At 70.0% G+C, this 18,408-nt stretch carries 18 protein-coding genes and 1 pseudogene; 7 read left to right on the top strand and 12 right to left on the bottom strand.

The features are described 5' to 3' along the window. Positions 1-30: 30 nt before the first annotated feature. The 10 genes and pseudogenes from araD to ABD932_RS07445 all read right to left on the bottom strand — a co-directional run bounded on the left by araD (position 31) and on the right by ABD932_RS07445 (position 8,567). Positions 31-1,761 (bottom strand): L-arabinonate dehydratase, encoded by a 1,731-nt coding sequence (gene araD, locus ABD932_RS07400; protein WP_345009855.1) that lies wholly within the window; start codon positions 1,759-1,761, stop codon positions 31-33. After that, entirely contained in the window at positions 1,758-2,687 is a 930-nt protein-coding gene (locus tag ABD932_RS07405; RefSeq protein ID WP_345009857.1) for a dihydrodipicolinate synthase family protein, read from the bottom strand. Before ABD932_RS07405 ends, araD begins: the two co-directional genes overlap by 4 nt. Then, positions 2,684-3,352 carry a GntR family transcriptional regulator gene (locus ABD932_RS07410; RefSeq protein ID WP_345009859.1) on the bottom strand — a complete coding sequence of 223 codons (669 nt, stop codon included), beginning with the start codon at positions 3,350-3,352 and terminating at the stop codon, positions 2,684-2,686. The genes ABD932_RS07405 and ABD932_RS07410 overlap by 4 nt, the downstream gene beginning before the upstream one ends. Positions 3,353-3,502: 150 nt before the next feature. After that, positions 3,503-4,255, bottom strand: a complete 753-nt coding sequence (locus tag ABD932_RS07415; protein ID WP_345009861.1) for an MBL fold metallo-hydrolase — start codon at positions 4,253-4,255, stop codon at positions 3,503-3,505. Between the two features lie 15 nt (positions 4,256-4,270). Then, a complete protein-coding gene (locus ABD932_RS07420; protein ID WP_345009863.1) occupies positions 4,271-4,759 on the bottom strand; it encodes a hypothetical protein in 489 nt (162 codons plus the stop codon). A 7-nt stretch (positions 4,760-4,766) separates the two neighbouring features. Continuing rightward, a complete protein-coding gene (locus ABD932_RS07425; protein ID WP_345010464.1) occupies positions 4,767-6,872 on the bottom strand; it encodes a PrsW family intramembrane metalloprotease in 2,106 nt (701 codons plus the stop codon). Positions 6,873-7,015: 143 nt separating this feature from the next. Continuing rightward, positions 7,016-7,606 carry a TIGR03086 family metal-binding protein gene (locus tag ABD932_RS07430; protein WP_345009865.1) on the bottom strand — a complete coding sequence of 197 codons (591 nt, stop codon included), beginning with the start codon at positions 7,604-7,606 and terminating at the stop codon, positions 7,016-7,018. 70 nt (positions 7,607-7,676) lie between these two features. Continuing rightward, a pseudogene (locus ABD932_RS07435) lies at positions 7,677-7,958 on the bottom strand (DUF6010 family protein); the annotation flags it as partial. Between the two features lie 59 nt (positions 7,959-8,017). After that, positions 8,018-8,428: a VOC family protein gene (locus ABD932_RS07440; RefSeq protein ID WP_345009867.1), complete on the bottom strand. Its 411-nt coding sequence runs from the start codon at positions 8,426-8,428 to the stop codon at positions 8,018-8,020. Further along, positions 8,415-8,567, bottom strand: a complete 153-nt coding sequence (locus ABD932_RS07445) for a hypothetical protein (protein ID WP_345009869.1) — start codon at positions 8,565-8,567, stop codon at positions 8,415-8,417. The genes ABD932_RS07440 and ABD932_RS07445 overlap by 14 nt, the downstream gene beginning before the upstream one ends. 195 nt (positions 8,568-8,762) lie before the next feature. On the opposite strand from ABD932_RS07445, the gene ABD932_RS07450 reads away from it, so the two are divergent. Further along, the gene (locus ABD932_RS07450) at positions 8,763-10,004 is read left to right on the top strand and encodes an MFS transporter (RefSeq protein WP_345009871.1); all 1,242 of its coding nucleotides are present in this window, start codon (positions 8,763-8,765) and stop codon (positions 10,002-10,004) included. Here ABD932_RS07450 and ABD932_RS07455 read toward each other — a convergent pair. After that, positions 9,941-11,104, bottom strand: a complete 1,164-nt coding sequence (locus ABD932_RS07455) for a hypothetical protein (RefSeq protein WP_345009873.1) — start codon at positions 11,102-11,104, stop codon at positions 9,941-9,943. The two genes, ABD932_RS07450 and ABD932_RS07455, sit on opposite strands and share 64 nt — an antisense overlap. After that, a complete protein-coding gene (locus ABD932_RS07460) occupies positions 11,101-12,054 on the bottom strand; it encodes a 5-dehydro-4-deoxyglucarate dehydratase (RefSeq protein ID WP_345009875.1) in 954 nt (317 codons plus the stop codon). Before ABD932_RS07460 ends, ABD932_RS07455 begins: the two co-directional genes overlap by 4 nt. Positions 12,055-12,220: 166 nt before the next feature. Between ABD932_RS07460 and ABD932_RS07465 the strand changes: the two genes are divergently transcribed. The 6 genes from ABD932_RS07465 (at position 12,221) to ABD932_RS07490 (ending at position 18,353) form a co-directional block, all read left to right on the top strand. After that, positions 12,221-13,045: an NAD-dependent epimerase/dehydratase family protein gene (locus ABD932_RS07465; protein WP_345009877.1), complete on the top strand. Its 825-nt coding sequence runs from the start codon at positions 12,221-12,223 to the stop codon at positions 13,043-13,045. Between the two features lie 269 nt (positions 13,046-13,314). Next, positions 13,315-14,085, top strand: coding sequence for a DeoR/GlpR family DNA-binding transcription regulator (locus tag ABD932_RS07470; RefSeq protein WP_345009879.1), 771 nt, complete (start codon positions 13,315-13,317; stop codon positions 14,083-14,085). Between the two features lie 125 nt (positions 14,086-14,210). Then, positions 14,211-15,581, top strand: a complete 1,371-nt coding sequence (locus ABD932_RS07475; protein WP_345009881.1) for an ABC transporter substrate-binding protein — start codon at positions 14,211-14,213, stop codon at positions 15,579-15,581. Then, the gene (locus tag ABD932_RS07480; protein WP_345009883.1) at positions 15,578-16,516 is read left to right on the top strand and encodes a carbohydrate ABC transporter permease; all 939 of its coding nucleotides are present in this window, start codon (positions 15,578-15,580) and stop codon (positions 16,514-16,516) included. Before ABD932_RS07475 ends, ABD932_RS07480 begins: the two co-directional genes overlap by 4 nt. Next, positions 16,513-17,367, top strand: a complete 855-nt coding sequence (locus ABD932_RS07485; RefSeq protein ID WP_345009885.1) for a carbohydrate ABC transporter permease — start codon at positions 16,513-16,515, stop codon at positions 17,365-17,367. The genes ABD932_RS07480 and ABD932_RS07485 overlap by 4 nt, the downstream gene beginning before the upstream one ends. After that, entirely contained in the window at positions 17,364-18,353 is a 990-nt protein-coding gene (locus ABD932_RS07490; RefSeq protein ID WP_345009887.1) for a zinc-dependent alcohol dehydrogenase family protein, read from the top strand. Before ABD932_RS07485 ends, ABD932_RS07490 begins: the two co-directional genes overlap by 4 nt. Positions 18,354-18,408 lie beyond the last annotated feature (55 nt).

Below are 18,408 nucleotides of genomic sequence, written 5' to 3' on the forward strand. Positions count from 1 at the left end.
GGCCAAACAAGGGCGTGAGTCAGGGGTGGTTCAGCCCGCGTAGGGGTCGTGCACCTTGCCCGGCCGGGCGAGAAACTCGAAGTCGCAGCCGGTGTCGGCCTGGGTGATCTGTTCGTTGTAGAGCGCGCCGTACCCGCGCTCGTACCGTGCGGGCGGTGGCGCCCACTCCGCCCTGCGCCGCTCCAACTCCTCGTCATCCACGTCGAGTTGAAGAGTGCGCGCCCCGACGTCCAGGGTGATCAGGTCCCCGGTGCGGACCAGGGCGAGCGGTCCGCCGACGTACGACTCCGGCGCCACGTGCAGCACGCACGCGCCGTAGCTCGTGCCGCTCATCCGGGCGTCGGAGATCCGGACCATGTCCCGCACGCCCTGCTTGAGCAGGTGGTCGGGGATGGGGAGCATGCCGTACTCGGGCATGCCGGGCCCGCCCTTGGGTCCCGCGTTGCGCAGCACCAGCACGCTGTCGGCGGTGATGTTCAGCGACGGGTCGTTGATGGTCCGCTGCATGGTCTTGTAGTCGTCGAAGACGACCGCGGGACCGGTGTGCGCGAGCAGGTGCTGCTCGGCGGAGATGTGCTTGATGACCGCACCGTCCGGGCAGAGGTTGCCGCGCAGGACGGCGACTCCGCCCTCGGCGGCGACCGGGTTCTCGCGAGTGCGGATGACGTCGTCGTTGTGGACGACGGCACCTTCGAGCTGCTTCCTCAGCGTGCCGCCCACGGTCGGCCGGTCCAGGTGGAGCAGGTCGGTGATCCGCGAGAGGAAGGCGGGCAGACCGCCGGCGAAGTAGAAGTCCTCCATGAGGTACGTCTGTCCGCCGGGCCGCACGTTCGCCAGCACCGGGACGGTACGGGCGATGCGGTCGAAGTCGTCGAGGGTGAGCTTGTGCCCGGCGCGGCCCGCCATCGCGATGATGTGGATCACGGCGTTGGTGGAGCCGCCGAGCCCGAGCACCGTGGTGACGGCGTCCTCGAAGGCCTCGCGGGTGAGGATCTCGGACGGCTTGAGCCCGGTCCACGCGAGCTCCACGGCCCGGCGCCCGGAGGCGGCGGCCATCCGCTCGTGCCCGGAGTCGACGGCCGGGATCGAGGAGGCGCCCGGCAGCGTCATGCCGAGGGCCTCCGCGGCCGCGGTCATCGTGGACGCGGTCCCCATGGTCATGCAGTGACCGGGCGAACGCGCCAACCCTCCTTGCAACTCCCGCAGTTCACAGTCCGTGAGGTTGCCCGCGCGGTGCTCGTCCCAGTACTTCCACATGTCGGTACCAGACCCGAGGGTCTCACCGCGCCAGTGCCCCGGCAGCATGGGCCCGGCAGGGACGAAGATCGACGGTACGTCAGCCGAGGCCGCGCCCATGAGCAGTGCCGGCGTCGACTTGTCGCAGCCCCCGAGCAGCACCGCCGCGTCGATCGGATACGACCGCAGCAGCTCCTCCGTCTCCATCGCGAGGAGGTTGCGGTAGAGCATCGGGGTGGGCTTCTGGTACGTCTCCGAGACCGTGGCGACCGGGAACTCGAGCGGGAAGCCCCCGGCCTGCCACACCCCCCGCTTGACCGCCTCGGCGCGCTCGCGCAGATGGACGTGGCAGGGGTTGATGTCGGACCAGGTGTTGAGGACGGCGATCACCGGACGGCCCCGGTACTCCTCCGCCTCGTATCCCAGCTGGCGCATGCGGGCGTTGTGCGACCAGGTGCGCAGCTGGCCCTCGGTGCCGTACCACTGATGGCTTCTGAGTTCCTCGGGGCGCTTCCTGTCGGTCATATGGACCATCCGGCGGCTATCGCGGCGACCTCGGCGCGCTCGTCCTCGGGCAGGTGCCGGCTCGGCGGGCGGACATCGCGGCGGCACAGGCCGAGGGAGGCGAGGGCCTCCTTGACGACGGTGACGTTGTTGGCGGAGCCGTTGGCGGCGCGCAGCTCCTCGAATCGGCGGATCTGCTCCCAGACCTTCATCGCGCCGGGGTAGTCCCCGGATCGAAGCGCTTCGATCATGTTCATGGAGACGGCCGGGGCGACGTTCACCAGCCCCGAGGTGAAGCCGGTGGCGCCCGCGGAGAAGTACGAGGGCGCGTACGGCTCGGCGAGCCCGGCGACCCAGACGAAGCGCTCCAGCCCGGCGTCGCGGGCGAAGGCGGCGAACCTGGCGGCGTCCGGGACGGCGTACTTCACGCCGATGACGTTGGGGCAGTCGTCGGCGAGTTCGGCCAGGCGCGCGCCGCCGAGCTGGGCGTTGCGGATGTACGGCACGACACCGAGCTCGGGTACGGCCGAGGCGATGGCACGGTGGTAGTCGACCCAGCCGCCCTGCGAGACGTACGGGTGGACGGGCTGGTGGACCATGACCATCTGGGCGCCGAGCTCACGGGCGTGCCGGGCGGAAGCGATGGCGGTGGGCACGTCGTGACCGACGCCGACGAGGATGACGGCGTCGCGGTCGCCGGCCTCGTCGACGGTCAACTCGGTGACGAGGCGGCGCTCCTCGGGGGTGAGGGCGTAGAACTCGCCGGTGTTCCCGTTGGGGGTCAGGGTCCTGATCCCCCCGTCGAGGAGACGACGCAGCAGGGCCCGGTGGGCGTCCTGGTCGACGCGGCCGTCCTCGGCGAACGGGGTCACCGGGATCGCGACCACGTCGGCCAGGGCCGCCCGCTGGGTCTCGAACGTCGTTGCCGTGCCAGACCGCGGTGTCATGCCCGACCGTCCTCTCCCTGGGCCTCGACCTCCGCGTCGGGGAAGGCCCGTTGCACGAACGACGCGATGTGGGCGTGCAGGGCGCGCGCCGCGCCGTCGGCGTCCCCGTCGAGCGCGAGCCGCAGGATCTCCCGGTGCTCGCCGGCCTCCCGCCCCCAGGAGGGCGAGGCCGCCCAGGCGACGGCGGAGACGAGGGCGGCCTGGTCGCGCACCTCGTCGAGCATCCGGCCGAGGAGCGGGTTGCCGCACGGCAGGTAGAGGGCGCGGTGGAACTCCCGGTTGGCGAGCGACCGTTCGGCGGTGTCGGCGGCCGCGTCGGCGCGGGTCAGGGCATCCCGGGCGGCATCGAGGGAGGCCCCTCGCCGGACGGCCCGTTTCAGCGCCTCGGGCTCCAGCAGCAGCCGCACGTCGTAGACCTCGCGCGCCATGTCCGCGTCCACCATGCGCACCGTGACGCCCTTGTACTGGCTCATCACGACCAGCCCGGTCCCGGCCAGCGTCTTGAGCGCCTCGCGCACCGGGGTCTTCGACACCCCGAACTGAGCGGCGAGCTCGGTCTCGACCAGGGCCTGACCGGGCGTCAACTGCCCAGTGAGGATGCGGCGTTTGATCTCCTCCAGCACGTACTGTGTGCGGGACGGGATCGGCGTGGGCACAGAGGTCATGCGCGCCTCTCGGATCTTCGCGGGATGGGCATCTCGCGTATGGGATCTCACGTATCGCGTCTCATATATGACGTACGAAGTACGACGCGACGAAGGTAGGAGGGGCCGCATGTTTCGTCAATGCTTCTGACAAAGGAAGTTGAGGTTGCCTCAGACGGACAGCACGTGACCCTCGCGTGCGGTGCGGGTGGACCCGCCGAAGGCCGCGGCGGCACGGGAGGTCGCCACCTCCGGCGTGAGCGCGGGCCCGACATGCGTGACGACGAGCTCCCCCACGCCCGCCTCACGGGCGACGTTCCCGGCGTCCTCGGGCGTCAGATGCACCTGCTCACCCTCGCGATGTTCATCGATGTCGGCCTCGCACAGGAACAGGTCGGCGCCACGGGCGAGTTCGACGAGCGCCGGGCAGGGCCCACTGTCCCCGGAGTACACGAGAACCCGCCCACCGCTCTCGATCCGCACCCCGTACGCCTCGACGTCGTGCACGACCGCACGCGAGGTGAGCAACAGGTTGCCGTGCCGGACAGCGTGTCCGTCGTGCAGGGACCGGAAGTCGAGGATGCCGCTCAGGAATCCGGTGTCGCTCTGCCCGAAGAACCCGGCGAGCCGCTGCGCGCAATCCCCGGGCGCATAGACCGGAATGGGCGCGTCCGGAGTGAGCCCGCCATAGGCCAGCCCATACACGGCGGCAAGCAGATCGGCGTTGTGATCGGCATGCAGATGCGAGACCCAGATCGCACTCAACCGCGCCGGATCAGCGTGCCGCTGCAACTCCGCGAAGGTCCCGGTCCCGGCATCCACCCACACCTCGGCTCCTCCACCGCGCACCAGATAGCCGGAGCAGGGGCGGCCGGGGCCGGGGTGCGGGGAGGCGGTGCCGAGGACGGTGAGGGTGAGGGACATGAACGGGAGCGTACGTCACTGACGTTCGCGTCGGATCAGTGAGGCGTACGCACCGAAATCCGGTACCGGCTCCCAGTTGGCGGAGACATCGATTCCATGGCGACTTTCCTTGGATTCGCCATCCTCGGCCTCGACCGTGCGCCGCACAACACCATCGGTGGTGAACTCGTAGATCTCGGTGCGGTCGGCATCCGCGTAGCCGCCTCGCTCCTGAGAATTTCCGTAGCTGTACGAGGTCGACGTCTCCAGAAAGAAGGATCCGTTGATGAGCCTAAAGGTGTAGTCCAGTGTGTCGCGACCGTATTCGTCCATGAAGATGACCGAGGCGTACTCCGTCTCCAAGCGCATTTCCAACCGCACTGTCGGTGCGGCCTGCACGGCAGGGGAGGAGACTGCGGTGTACAACTCGCCGGAGGCGTGCCGGACCTGAGCCTGCTCGGGCGTCAACGGGTTCATGGGCGTCTCGGTGAGGTTGTTCCACTGCTCGCAGTAGGTCCAGATCATGGCTGATTCAGCCCGCACCCTTCGGTATCCGGTAGATGAAACCCTGCACGTCTCGGATTATCACGCCGTGGTTCGCTGCATCCCTGAGCGCCCATTCTGGCACAGGCTGGGACTGCACGGGGACTTCGATATAGTATTTACCCTTCAGGGGCTTTCCGATCAACTGCGGATATTCGGCGCGCGCCTTCGGCGTATCCGGGATCTTTGTTCCCGCCTTGTACTTCTGGTTGATCTCACGCAGATAGTTCCTGAACGTATCCGGCTTGATCTTCGCTATCTGCGTCTGCTTGCGCGAGACGATCTCTTTTCCAGGCTTGTACGAGTCGAGGACTTTTCCGTTCTCGAGGTAGACCTCATTGGCCGGGTAACGTGGCCAGTTGTCCTTGTTGAACTCTCGCCCCTCGTTCCACTTGTCACGCAGCCACTGCGGGACTTCCTCCCGCCGGCCCCCGCTCGCCTCGCTCCCGTCGGCTCCCCCGGAACCAACCCCCATCAACACGACACCGGCGGTTCCAAGAACGCCGGCCGTGAGGGCGGCCTCAGCCGTGAGGGCGCCGACCACGCCGCCGCCGGCAAGCGCGAGCCCTCCGGGAGGGAAGAGGGCGAGCAGGGAGAGCAGGAGAAGGGCGAAGCCGAGGTAGACCAGGAAGGTGTCCAGGGCGTCGAGGAGATGCAGCGTGCGAATCGCCCTGCCGTCGGGACCCGCGTCCCCGAACGCGCGCCACAGCAGGAATACGCCGGTGGTCGCGGCCCCCAGCGCGGTGGCAAGGCGGAGGCGGTGAACCGCCAGCAGTTCCCCCAGAGGCTGAGCCGACGCCGTCCTCCAGGTGCGCAGCAAGGTCGTGAGCTGGTAGGCGATCCAGGCCAAGGCCGCGATGCCGAAGCCCATGAGAATCTTCGGCCCCGACCCAGTACTGAAGAACTCCTGGAGGCCGGCAGTGGAGATGAACGAGCCGACACCCAGGAACAGCAGCGAGGGGAGAAGGAGTGCGCACGGGATCAAGAGCAGCCACCGCTCCCGAGAACGGCGGCCCGCTCGGGTTGCCTTCAGCCAGGCACGGATGTTCAACGCCTGCCAGGCGCGCCGGTTGTCGGAGGCGTCCATCCGGACAGTGATCCCCGCGACCACTCGACGCAGTTCCCCGGTGCCATCGGGCTGCGCCGAAGCGGCTGCGTACAGCAACGAGCGCCGCAGCCTGACGTAGCGCAGCACCAGCAGCAGGCTCCACGGCGGACGCCATGCCGCGTATCGCAGAAGGGCCCCCAGGCTGTCGCCGTCGGCGCGTTCAGTAGCGAGCAGTACGCCCGGTACGGTGCGCTTTCCGCGGTGGAGTTGGCGCAGGTCGACGACCATGGCGATGGCCAGGCACACGAGCGGCGCCGCCCACGCGGAACCGTCCAGGGATTCGAGCCACCGTGCCGCGACCTCACTGGTGGGCTTCTGCGCGGCGTAGTTGTTCAGCGTGTGATGTACGGCGGCGGCCGCGATGGGGAGAACCGACATCAGCCGCACCCAACCGTGGGCGCGCCACAGCAGCCCTGCCCCGAAGCCGGCCATGGCCGTCAACACCAGATGCGAGAAAGTCTCCGTGACCGGCGAGCCGCCGATGGCCAGTTGGCTGAACGGCGCCGGGAGCCAAGCCGTCAACACCTGCCCCAGGCCCGGCACATAGGGCGGGGACAAACTGTCGGGGATGATCCAGCCCTCACCGCGGACCATCGCCCGGTCCGCGTCCAGGCCGAATCGGAGAACCGCCTCCAGCAGCCCGAATCCGCTCCCCAGCGCCGCGCCCAGCACAACGAAATCGGTCAGCCCCCACTGCCGGCGAACTCTGGCGCTCAACCCCGCCAGTAGCAGCGGGGAAACCTTGATCAGCTCCTCCACCCAGGGAGCCACCGTGTAGCCCGTGGTGTTCACCACCGACACCAGCGACCGACCCGACTGATCCGCGTAGACGCGCGTGTACGCGAGTTGCACCAACGCTGTCGCCACCCCGCACCCGTACGCTCCCACCGCGAGAGCCAGCAGCACGGTCGACAGGCGCACCGAACGCGTCGGCCAGGAAACGGCGAACAGCTGCAGCACACCCCAGACGGCCGCCACCGCCATCATCAGCGTCACACCAGTCCCCCGACGCACCGGATCAACAGTCGATTCGCGATCGTGAACTCGATGCTATGCAGTCAACTACCGGTGCGGCAAGCGAGTTGCGCGACTGGGGTGGATGGACACATGGAGAGTGCAAATGTGTGCTGCTACGGCCGCCGCCACCCCGGATCCCGCCCGCTCAGCCCCACCGCCCGGTCCAGCAGGGGCGCATCGTCCGGCACCGGGACGACCGGGCCGAAGATGCCGCCTCCCCGGTCGTCTTCGGCGGCTGCGGCCAGGAGGAAGTCGTGGCACGCCTGGAGCGCGGCCGGGTCGGGGTCGTACGGCTGGGCGGTTGCGTGGGCCAGGTCCCAGCCGTGGATGACGAGTTCGTCGATGGCGACGGCACCGGCGACCGCGCCGGGGAGGTCCACGCCGCCCGCTCGCGTCATGCCGGTCCAGGCGGCCGGGGCGCGCCAGGCGTCGGCGAGTTCGTCGAGGACCTTGGGCAGCTCCTCGCGCCAGCCGGGGCCGATGTCCGGGAGGGCGTTCGTGGGGCTGGTGTCGGTCGTGGCGCCGAGGTCCTTGCGGGCGGCGTCGCGGAAGGCTGCGGCCAGATGGACCAGGTGGCCCAGCATGTGGTGCACCGCGTAGTCCGGGCACGGGGTCGCGTGCGCCAGCTGTTCGTCGGTCACGGCCGCGGCGAGGCGGGCGATGACGCGGGTCTGGGGACCGAGGTCGAGGGTCGTGTCGGTCATCGGCTGCTCCTCACGGTTACGGTCAAGGTTCCGGGCGTCCTGAAGGGTGGACCGGCCCCGGTCCCGGAACTCATCGCCGGGCGGGCAACACGTTTTCGGCGGACTCCATGGCTTCGGCGGGCTCGACGCACGCACCGCACGCACCGCGCGCACCGCGCGCCCGCTCGACGCGCCCGGCCCTCCTGGCCCGCACCGCCCCGACCAGCTCCCGCGGCGTCCTGCCCCCGCCCAGGCACCACAGCGCGATCACCGGGTCACAGATCGCGCACCCCAGCGAGGAGTCGTGGAGGAACGGGACGATCGGGTTGCCCTTGAGGTGGCGCACGACGTCCCACGCGGTGTGCAGCAGCCACTGCCGACAGCTTCCAACGGATTCCCGCCAGGCGCTCCTACGGGTTCCGGACCCGGCCCTCAGTCCTGCAAGTCGGCCGCGCTGAGACCGTCGGGATGGCCGGCCGGCCACTGGACCAGTTCGATCCGGTTGCCGTCCGGGTCCGTGAGCCACGCCGTGCGGAAATCGTCCGCGCCGTCCGGCGATTCGGGCGCCTCGGCATCGACGCCACGGGCGGCGAGCTCAGCGAGGGTGGCGTCCATCGACTCCACCTTGACGACCAGGTGACTGAGGCCGCTGCCGGCGTCGGCCCCGGCCTCCTCCCGCCCGGCCTGGCGCCCGGCGGGATCGTGGACGAGTTCGATGCTGACGAACTCGTCACCAGGGAGTTTGAGCATGGTCAGCCGACCCAGCGGGGTGTCGGGGACGCTCCCGACCACCTCGTAGCCGACGGCCGTGTAGAAGGCGAGCGACCGCTCAGGATTGGTCACTCTCAGGCCGAAGTGCAGGGTTCTCATCCGTCTCGCCGCCTTCTGCGCGCTGCCTTTTCAGAAGATTCTTCATAGCGAGTTCCCGGGCCATCTTCTCCGAGTGCAGCCTCATCTCCGCTTCTTTGCGCAGTTCGAACATGATCGCCTCCTTCTGACTTTACTCTTTCTTTGCTTGAAGGTTACATCACGGGCCGCGCCCACGTCACGGTCAAATCGCGGTCGCGCACAGGTAGTTGGCCGAGTGTTCACCTTGCCCGAAAGCGCGTCTGCGCGGGCGTCTCTAAGGCACGTTCCCGATCCGCGCCCGCCCGCCTTAGAACCACGATCGCCAGGCATGACGACGACACCGACGACTTCGACGACTTCGGCCGTCCTGCGCGACCGCAATGCCCGCCTCTACCTCACCGGAGTCGTGATCTCCGGCTTCGGCACCTCCGCGCTGTGGCTGGCATCCGGCGTATGGGTCAAGGACCTCACCGGGTCCGACGGCCTGGCCGCGCTGTGCATGCTCGCCCTGTGGGCGCCCACCCTGGCCGGCCCGCTGCTCGGCACGCTCGCCGACCGCACCCGCCGCAAACCGCTGCTGATCGGCGCCAACCTCCTCCTGGCCGCCCTCCTGCTCACCCTCCTCACGGTCGACTCCCCGGATCGCCTCTGGCTCCTCTTCGCGGTCCTGTTCGTCTACGGCGCGGCAGGCGTCGTGCACGACGCGGCCGAGTCCGCCCTCGTCGCGAGCGCGGTCCCCGCGCCCCTGCTCGGCGACTTCAACGGGCTGCGCATGACGGCCATCGAGGGCATGAAACTCCTCGCGCCACTGGCCGGCGCGGGTATCTACGCGGCGTACGGCGGCGCGGGTGTCGCTCTGCTCGACGCCCTGACGTTCGTGGTGGCGACCGGCCTGTACGCCGCTCTCCGGGTCCGCGAGAGCAGGCCCGAGCCGCCGAGCGGCGGCCGGCGGGCGCGGACCGCCGAGGGCGCCCGCCATCTCTGGTCGCACCCCCGGCTGCGCCCGCTCGTCCTGGCCGGCGGCACGACCATGCTCTTCGCGGGGCTCAGCGGGTCGCTGGTCTACGCCGTCATCGACGGCCTCGGGCACGCTCCCGCGTACGCCGGTGTGCTGTACGCCGTCCAGGGCGCCGGTTCGGTGGTGATCGGGCTGCTCTCCGGACCGGCCCTGCGTCGCCTCGGCGAACGCCGTTTCGCCGCGTACGGCATCGCCGTGACGGCCGCCGCGGCGGGGCTGAGGGCGATCCCGTCCGACCCGGTCGCCCTGGTCTGCAGCGCGGCGATCGGCGCGGGCCTGCCCTGCGTGCTCATCGCCGCGCTCACCGCCGTACAGCGTGAGACGCCGGACGCGCTGCTCGGCCGTACCGCCGCCACGGCCAACACACTCGTCTTCACGCCGAACGTCATCGGGCTGGCCGTGGGGGCCGCGCTGGTCGAACTGGTCGACGTACGGCTGCTGTTGGCGACCCTCGGCGCCGTGTGGCCGGCGACCGCCCTACCGCTGCTTCACAGCCCGGCGAGCCCCTCCCGCACCGCTTCCAAGTCCCCGTCCGACGCCAACCCCGCGTGATAGAGCCGGATTTCCGTGGCCCCCAGCTCACGCGCGCGTGCCGCGTCCGACGCCAGCGTGGCCGGGCTGCCGCCCATCCCGGAGACCACACCGAAGTTGGCGGCGATGACGGCGCCCTCGCGGCCCTGCTCGGCGAACGGCGTCAGCAGACCGGGGCCGCCCGCGCAGGGCACGACCACGCCGTCCGCGACGGAGAGGATGTGCGCGGGGTCGACGCCCGGGTTGGCGCCCACGTGGTACGTCACCGGGTCGGCGTGCAGCAGCACCTGGAAGCCGGCGGGAGCGGCCGCGCGGACGGCGGCGACCGCGGCCTCCTGGAGCGTACGGGCGGTTTCGTCGCGCCACGCGCGCGTGGCCGCCGCCGTCTGCGAGCCGAGCAACTTCTCGACCCCGGCCCAGCCCTCGTCGGCGACCGTGCCCTGCCACAGCGGCTCCAGGGCGGCACGTACGGCGGCCGCGAGCGCGTCGGATTCCAGGCCCTGGGCGCCGTAGCCCTCCCGGCAGGTGGGACAGAAGCAGAGCGCCATCAGGTACTGGCCGGCGTCCCCGAGCGGTACCCCGCCGGTCTTGTCGTGGGCGTGCAGGTGCTGGAGGCCGTACCAGCCGAGGGACTCCAGCTCGGTGCCGCGCGCCCCGGGGCGTACGGCGGCCTCGGCGGCCAGGTCGACGAGGTACGCGCGCGTGGCGGGCTGCGCGATGCAGGGCGCCCACGGGTAGCGGTCGCCATAGGCGTTGACGACCGAGGTGGCCGGGTGTTCGGCACCCAGGCGGGAGTTGTGCGCGAGAACCACCCAGGTGTGGACCTCCAGGCCCGCGTTCGCGAGTGCGGTGGCCGCCTCGCCGTACGCGTCACCGGGCGCCCAGTCCCCCGCCGCGTACGGGCGCAGCTCTCGGCCCGCCCACCGGTCGTCCGTCGGGTAGAGCACGGCCGCGTGTTCGGCGGTGACGATGCGGTGGCGCGGGTGGCGGGGGGTGAGGGCGCGGGTGGAGTGGTAGGCGGCGGCGAGCGTCACCTGCTGCACGCCGAGGGCGGCGATCCTCCCGGGCGCCTCGGGGTCCCCGTTGACGTCCCAGGGGTAGACGAATGTCGACGCCTTCACTTGGTCTCCTCCGGCTCCTTCTCCAGCAGCGCGTAACCGCGCTCGATCACCTGGGCGAGCTGCTTGACATGATCCTCGCTGGGCTCGTGCAGCGGCGGCCGCACCTCCCCCACGTCCAGCCCGCGCAGCCGTACGCCCGCCTTGACCAGCGCGACGGCGTATCCGCGGCCCTGGGCGCGCAGTTCGACGAACGGGCGGTAGAAGCCGTCCAGGAGGCGGCCCACGGTGGTGTCGTCGCCCGCTTCCAGCGCCCGGTAAAAGGCGTGGGCGATCTCCGGGGCGAAGCAGAACACGGCGGAGGAGTAGAGCGGGACGCCGATCGCGCGGTAGGCGAGCTGGGTCTGTTCGGCGGTCGGCAGGCCGTTGAAGTACAGGAAGTCGCCGGGGACCTCGGTGCGTACGGCGCTGACGACGCGCTGCATGAGGTCGAGGTCGCCGAGACCGTCCTTGAGCCCGATGATCCCGTCCGTGCGGGCCAGTTCGACGACGGTCTCCGGGGTGAACACGGCGTTGTCGCGCTGGTAGACGATGACGGGGAGCGCGGTCGCGGCCGCGATCTCCCGGTAGTGCCGCAGCAGCCCCTCCTGCCCGGCGACGACGAGATACGGCGGCATGGCGAGCAGCCCGTCCGCACCGGCGCTCTCGGCGAGCCCGGCGTACCGCACGGCCAGGGCGGTGCCGTAGCCGGCGCCCGCGACGACCGGTACCCGTCCCGCCGCCGCCTCGACGGCCGCCCGCACGCACGCCTCGTACTCCTCGGGCGTGAGCGCGTGGAACTCCCCGGTGCCGCAGCACGCGAACACGGCGGCGGCCCCGGCCTCGACGCCCCGGCGCACATGGGTGCGGTAGGTGTCGAGGTCGACCGAGCCGTCGGGGGCGTAGGCGGTGACGGGGAAGAACAGCGGCCCGCTGGGCATGCCGAGTCGAGCGGCGAGGGGGGCAGGCGTCACGGGCTCTCCCTGGAACGAGAACGGATAAGTACAGGTTTCTGATCAGAGTTTACGGTTATGAACGCAACCTGCACCACTCTTGACGGGGAAGGGTGGTGATCCTTAACTAGTCCATGAATGTGAATACCGTGCACGCATGCGGCCCATGACTCAAGGAGAACCGAGGATGCCAGCGCCCCGCACCGTTCTGCTCACCGGCGCCGCCGGCGGACTCGGCACCCAGATGCGGGACCTGCTCCCGGAGTACGGCTACGAGCTGCGCCTGCTCGACCTGCGCCCCGTCGCGGGCGAGCCGGACGCGATCGTCGCCGACCTCGCCGACCGGGAGGCGCTGCGCGAGGCCGTGCGGGGCGTCGACGCGATCATCCACCTCGCGGGCATCTCCCTGGAAGCCCCGTTCGAGAAGATCCTCCGGGCGAACATCGAGGGCACCTACAACCTGTACGAGGCCGCCCGCGAGGAGGGCGTGAGCCGCGTCGTCTTCGCCTCCTCCAACCACGCGGTGGGCTTCACCCCCCGCCCCGAGGGCACCGCACCGCATGACGCGAGCGCGCTGATCCCCGTCGACACCCCGCGCCGCCCCGACACCTTCTACGGCCTGTCCAAGTCCTTCGGTGAGGACCTCGCGCAGTTCTACTGGGACAAGTACGGCCTGGAGACGGTGTCCGTGCGCATCGGCTCCTGCTTCCCCGAGCCGACCAGCGTGCGCATGCTGTCGGTGTGGATGAGCCCCGCCGACGGCGCCCGCCTCTTCCACGCGGCCCTGACCTCCGAGAACGTCGAGCACACCGTCGTCTACGGCTCCTCCGCGAACACCCGCCTGTGGTGGGACCTGACCACCGCCCGCGCCCTCGGCTACGAGCCGCAGGACGACTCCGAGCCGTACGCCGAGAAGCTGATCGCCGAGCAGGGCGAGCTCGACCCGGAGAACATCGCGCACTCCTACCTGGGCGGCCACTTCGTGAGCGACCCGCCCATCTGGCCGTACTGACCGAAACCAGTCGTCGACAGGCTCCTGAAGGACGGGCGGGCACCGAACGGGCCCGCCCGCCGCCGTATTCGGGCGCCGCGCGCGCCCGATCTCACGCGCCCCACCACAACCATGCAGGTCCGCGGCGGGCACCCCGCACCGTGAACGGGCGCACACGGGCAGCATCGGGCATGCAACAGACCTGGTCAGCGCCGAAACCCCGCTGTAGAAATTCCCCCATGGGCCGCACCGGGCCCGAACGGGCAGCACAGCGGAAGGCAGGTGTCGGCATGAGCACGAGAACGGCGGAAGAACGCCAGCGTGAGATCGTGCTGGCCGCTCGGCGCGACGGCTCCGTCGACGTCACCGCGCTCGCCACCGAGCTGGGCGTGGCCAAGGAGACCGTACGGCGGGACCTGCGCGTCCTGGAGGACCACGGCCTGCTCCGCCGTACCCATGGCGGCGCCTACCCGGTGGAGAGCGCCGGCTTCGAGACGACGCTCGCCTTCCGTGCCACCAGCCATGTCCCCGAGAAGCGCCGGGTCGCGGGCGCCGCGGCCGAGCTGCTGGGGGACGCCGAGACGGTCTTCGTCGACGAGGGCTTCACCCCGCAGCTCATCGCCGAGGCCCTGCCCACCGACCGGCCGCTGACCGTGGTCACCGCGTCCCTGCCGGTCGCGGGCGCCCTCGCCGAGTCGGAGCACGTCTCCGTGCTGCTCCTCGGCGGCCGGGTGCGGCCCGGCACCCTCGCCACCGTCGACCACTGGACGACGAAGATGCTGGCCGGCTTCGTCATCGACCTGGCGTTCATCGGCGCCAACGGCATCTCCCGCGAGCACGGCCTCACCACCCCCGACCCGGCGGTCAGCGAGGTCAAGTCGCAGGCGATCCGGGCCGCGCGCCGCACGGTGTTCGCGGGCGTGCACACCAAGTTCGGAGCGGTCAGCTTCTGCAGGTTCGCCGACATCAGCGCGCTGGAGGCGATCGTGACGAGCACCCTGCTTCCGGCCGCCGAGGCGCATCGGTACTCGCTGCTGGGACCTCAGGTCATCCGCGTCTGACAGTCCACCTCACGTCCCCTGCAAGGCACATCCACACCCGGCAGCGTCCCCTATCTCCCCTATGCCCCCTTCTCCCCCCTACGCCATCTCTCCATACGTCCCCCCCATTTGTCCAGGAGCGATCCATGCGAACCCAGAGCCGACGACGGCCACCGCGAGCCACGCTCGCCATGGCCGCCGCAGGGACGCTGCTCGCCCCGCTGCTCTCCGGCTGCTGGGTCGGAGCGGGCGGGGCGGGGTCGGGCGGCAACTCGATCAACGTCCTCATGGTCAACAACCCCCAGATGACGGAGTTGCAGAAGCTCGCCCCCCGCTTCACCGAAGAGACCGGCATCAAGGTCAACTTCACCGTCCTGCCCGAGAACGACGTCCGCGACAAGATCAGCCAGGACTTCGCCAACCAGGCGGGCCAGTACGACGTCGCCACCCTCTCCAACTACGAGATACCGATCTACGCCCGCAACGGCTGGCTCAAGGAGATGAACTCCTACGTCGCCAAGGACCCGGCGTACGCCGAGCAGGACGTCCTGAGGCCGATGCGCCAGTCCCTGACCGGCGACGACGGCAAGCTCTACGGCCAGCCCTTCTACGGCGAGTCGTCCTTCCTGATGTACCGCAAGGACGTGTTCGAGAAGGAAGGGCTGACGATGCCCGCGCACCCCACCTGGCAGCAGGTGGCGGACCTCGCGGCCGAGGTGGACGGCGCCGAGCCGGGCATGAAGGGCATCTGTCTGCGCGGCCTGCCCGGCTGGGGCGAGGTGATGGCGCCACTCACCACCGTCGTGAACACCTTCGGCGGCACCTGGTTCGACAAGGACTGGAAGGCTCGGCTCGACTCCCCCGAGTGGGAAAAGGCGACGAAGTTCTATGTCGACCTGGTGCGCGAGCACGGTGAGTCGGGAGCGGCCCAGTCCGGGTTCGCCGAGTGCCTGAACAACATGACCCAGGGCAAGGTCGCCATGTGGTACGACGCCACCTCCGCGGCCGGTTCCCTGGAGGCGGCGAAGTCCCCGGTCAAGGGCAAGGTGGGCTACGCACCCGCGCCCGTCGAGAAGACGGAGTCCGCCGGCTGGCTCTACACGTGGGCCTGGGGGATCCAGCAGGCGTCCCGGAACCCGGACAAGGCCTGGAAGTTCGTGTCCTGGGCGTCCAGCAAGCAGTACGAGCAGCTGGTCGGCGACGAGATCGGCTGGTCCAACGTCCCGGCCGGCAAGCGGGCCTCCACCTACGCGAACCCGGCGTACCGCCAGGAGGCAGCCGCCTTCCAGGAGATGACGAAGGAGGCCATCGAGGGCGCCCGCCCGAACGACCCCGGCGTCCAGCCGCGCCCCGCGCCCGGCATCCAGTTCGTCGGCATCCCCGAGTTCACCGATCTCGGCACCAAGGTCTCCCAGGAGATCAGCGCGGCCATCGCCGGACGCCAGTCCGTCGAGTCGGCCCTGAAGAAGTCCCAGCAGCTCGCCGAGAAGATCTCCGAGGAGTACGAGGGGCGATGACAGCGACCACTACGGCCCCCGTGGCCACGACACCCGTGCATACGCCCCGCAGGCCCTCCGCAAGGCTCCGCGCCTGGGCGACCCGAGCCCCCCTGCTGCCCGCCCTGATCTTCATGATCGCGGTGACCCAGCTGCCGTTCGTGGCCACGCTGGTGATCTCCTTCTTCGACTGGAACTCCCTCTACCCCGACGCCCGCCAGTTCGCCGGCCTCGACAACTACCGGGAGGTCCTCACCGACGCGGACCTGCGCCACTCGGTGTGGACGACCGTGCTGCTGACGGCCGCGGTGGTGCTGGCCAGCCTGGTCCTGGGTCTGGTCCTGGCACTGCTCCTGGACCGGAAGTTCAAGGGCCGGGGCGTGGTCCGCACCCTGCTGATCGCCCCGTTCCTGGTGGTCCCCGTGGCAGCCGCCCTGCTCTGGAAACATGTGCTCTACAACCCCGAATACGGCCTGTTCAATGGGTTGTTGCACTATGTGGGCGGCCCACAGCCCGACTGGATCTCCAACACCCCACTCCTCGCGGTCGAGGCCTCCCTCGTCTGGCAGTGGACGCCGTTCATGATGCTGATCCTGCTGGCCGGCCTGCAGAGCCGTGACCACGAGCAGATCGAGGCGGCCCGGGTCGACGGCGCGAGCGACTGGCAGATCTTCCGCCACCTCACACTCCCCCACCTGCGCCGCTACCTCGAACTCGGCGCCCTGCTCGGCTCGATCTACATCGTGCAGAACTTCGACGCGGTCTTCACGATCACGTCCGGCGGCCTGGGCACCGCCAACCTCCCCTACACCGTCTACCAGAGCTTCTACCAGGCCCATGAGAACGGCCTCGCCTCGGCCGCGGGCGTCCTGGTGGTCATCGGCTCGATCATCATCGCGACCTTCGCGCTGCGCGTGGTGTCGTCCCTGTTCCGCGAGGAGGTGTCACGCGCATGAGTGCAGCAGCAGTACGACTTCGTATGCGCAGCCGCCGCAAGGGGGTCGGCCTGGGCCTGGTGGCCTGGCTGCTCGGAATCCTGTTCTTCCTGCCGATCGCGTGGATGGCCCTGACGTCCTTCCACTCCGAGCAGGACGCGGCGACCAACCCGCCGTCCTTCGCCGCGTCACTGACGCTGGACGGCTACCGCGAGTTCTTCGGCGCGGGCGGTGGGGCGAGCCCCTGGCCGGCACTGATCAACTCGACGGTGGCGTCCGTCGCCTCGACCCTGTTCGTCCTGGTCCTGGCCCTCCCGGCGGCGTACGCCCTCTCGATCCGCCCGGTGAAGAAGTGGACGGACGTCCTGTTCTTCTTCCTGTCGACGAAGATGCTGCCGGCCGTGGCGGGCCTGCTGCCGCTCTACCTGTTCGCGAAGAACACGGACATGCTCGACAACATTTGGCTGCTGGTCATCCTCTACACCTCCATGAACCTGCCGATCGCGGTGTGGATGATGCAGTCCTTCCTGGCGGAGGTCCCGGTGGCGATCATCGAGGCGGCGAGGGTGGACGGCGCGAGGCTCCCGACGATCCTGACCCGCGTGGTGGCCCCCATCGCCCTCCCGGGAATCGCCGCCACCGCCCTCATCTGCTTCATCTTCAGCTGGAACGAGCTGCTGTTCGCCCGAGTGCTGACCGGCGTGGTGGCGGAGACCGCCCCCGTCTTCCTGACCGGCTTCATCACCAGCCAGGGCCTGTTCCTGGCGAAGGTGTGCGCCGCGTCGCTCGTCATCTCCCTGCCGGTGCTCGCCGCGGGGTTCGCCGCCCAGGACAAGCTGGTCCAGGGCCTGTCGTTGGGAGCCGTGAAATGAAGGCCGCCGTCATCGAGTCCGTGGGCAAGGCCGTCGTCGCCGAGGTCCCGGATCCGACGCCGGGCCCGCGCGAGGTCGTGGTCGAGGTCGCCGCGTGCGGCCTGTGCGGCACCGATCTGCACATCCTCCAGGGCGAGTTCGCCCCCAAGCTGCCGATCGTGCCCGGGCACGAGTTCGCGGGCGAGGTGGTCGGGGTCGGCACCCAGGTCACGGAGGTGTCGGTGGGCGACAGGGTCGCGGTCGACCCGTCGCTGTACTGCTTCGAGTGCCGCTACTGCCGTACGGGCCACAACAACCTCTGCGAACGCTGGGCGGCGATCGGCGTGACCACGGCCGGCGGTGCGGCGCAGTACGCGGTGGCCCCGGTGGCGAACTGCGTACGTCTCCCCGAGCACGTCCGCACCCAGGACGCGGCGCTCGTGGAGCCGTTGTCGTGCGCGGTACGGGGCTACGACGTCCTCCGGTCCCGCCTCGGCGCCCACGTCCTGATCTACGGCTCCGGCACGATGGGCCTGATGATGCTGGAGCTGGCCAAGCGGACGGGGGCGGCCAGTGTGGACGTGGTGGACGTGAACCCCTCCCGCCTGGAGACCGCACGCCGCCTCGGCGTCTCGGCCTCCGCCGCGAACCCGGACGAACTGGACCGCCCCCAGGGCTGGGACCTGGTCGTCGACGCCACGGGCAACGCGGCCGCGATCCAGGACGGCCTGGACCGAGTGGCCAAGGCGGGCACGTTCCTGCAGTTCGGGGTAGCGGACTACGCGACGCGCGTGACGATCGACCCGTACCGCATCTACAACCAGGAGATCACCATCACGGGCTCCATGGCGGTCCTGCACAGCTTCGAGCGGGCGGCGGAGTTGTTCGCGAACGGGGTGCTGGACCCGGAGATCTTCATCAGCGACCGGATGCCACTGGAGCGGTATCCGGAGGCGCTGGGGCAGTTCGCGTCGGGGGTGGGGCGGAAGATCGTGGTGGTGCCGTAGGGGGTTCTTGTCCCTGCCCGATCCTACGGATCAGAAGGTTGTGTGGGCGGGCGAG

Source organism: Streptomyces shaanxiensis (assembly GCF_039537145.1).
Classification (GTDB): Bacteria; Actinomycetota; Actinomycetes; order Streptomycetales; family Streptomycetaceae; genus Streptomyces; species Streptomyces shaanxiensis.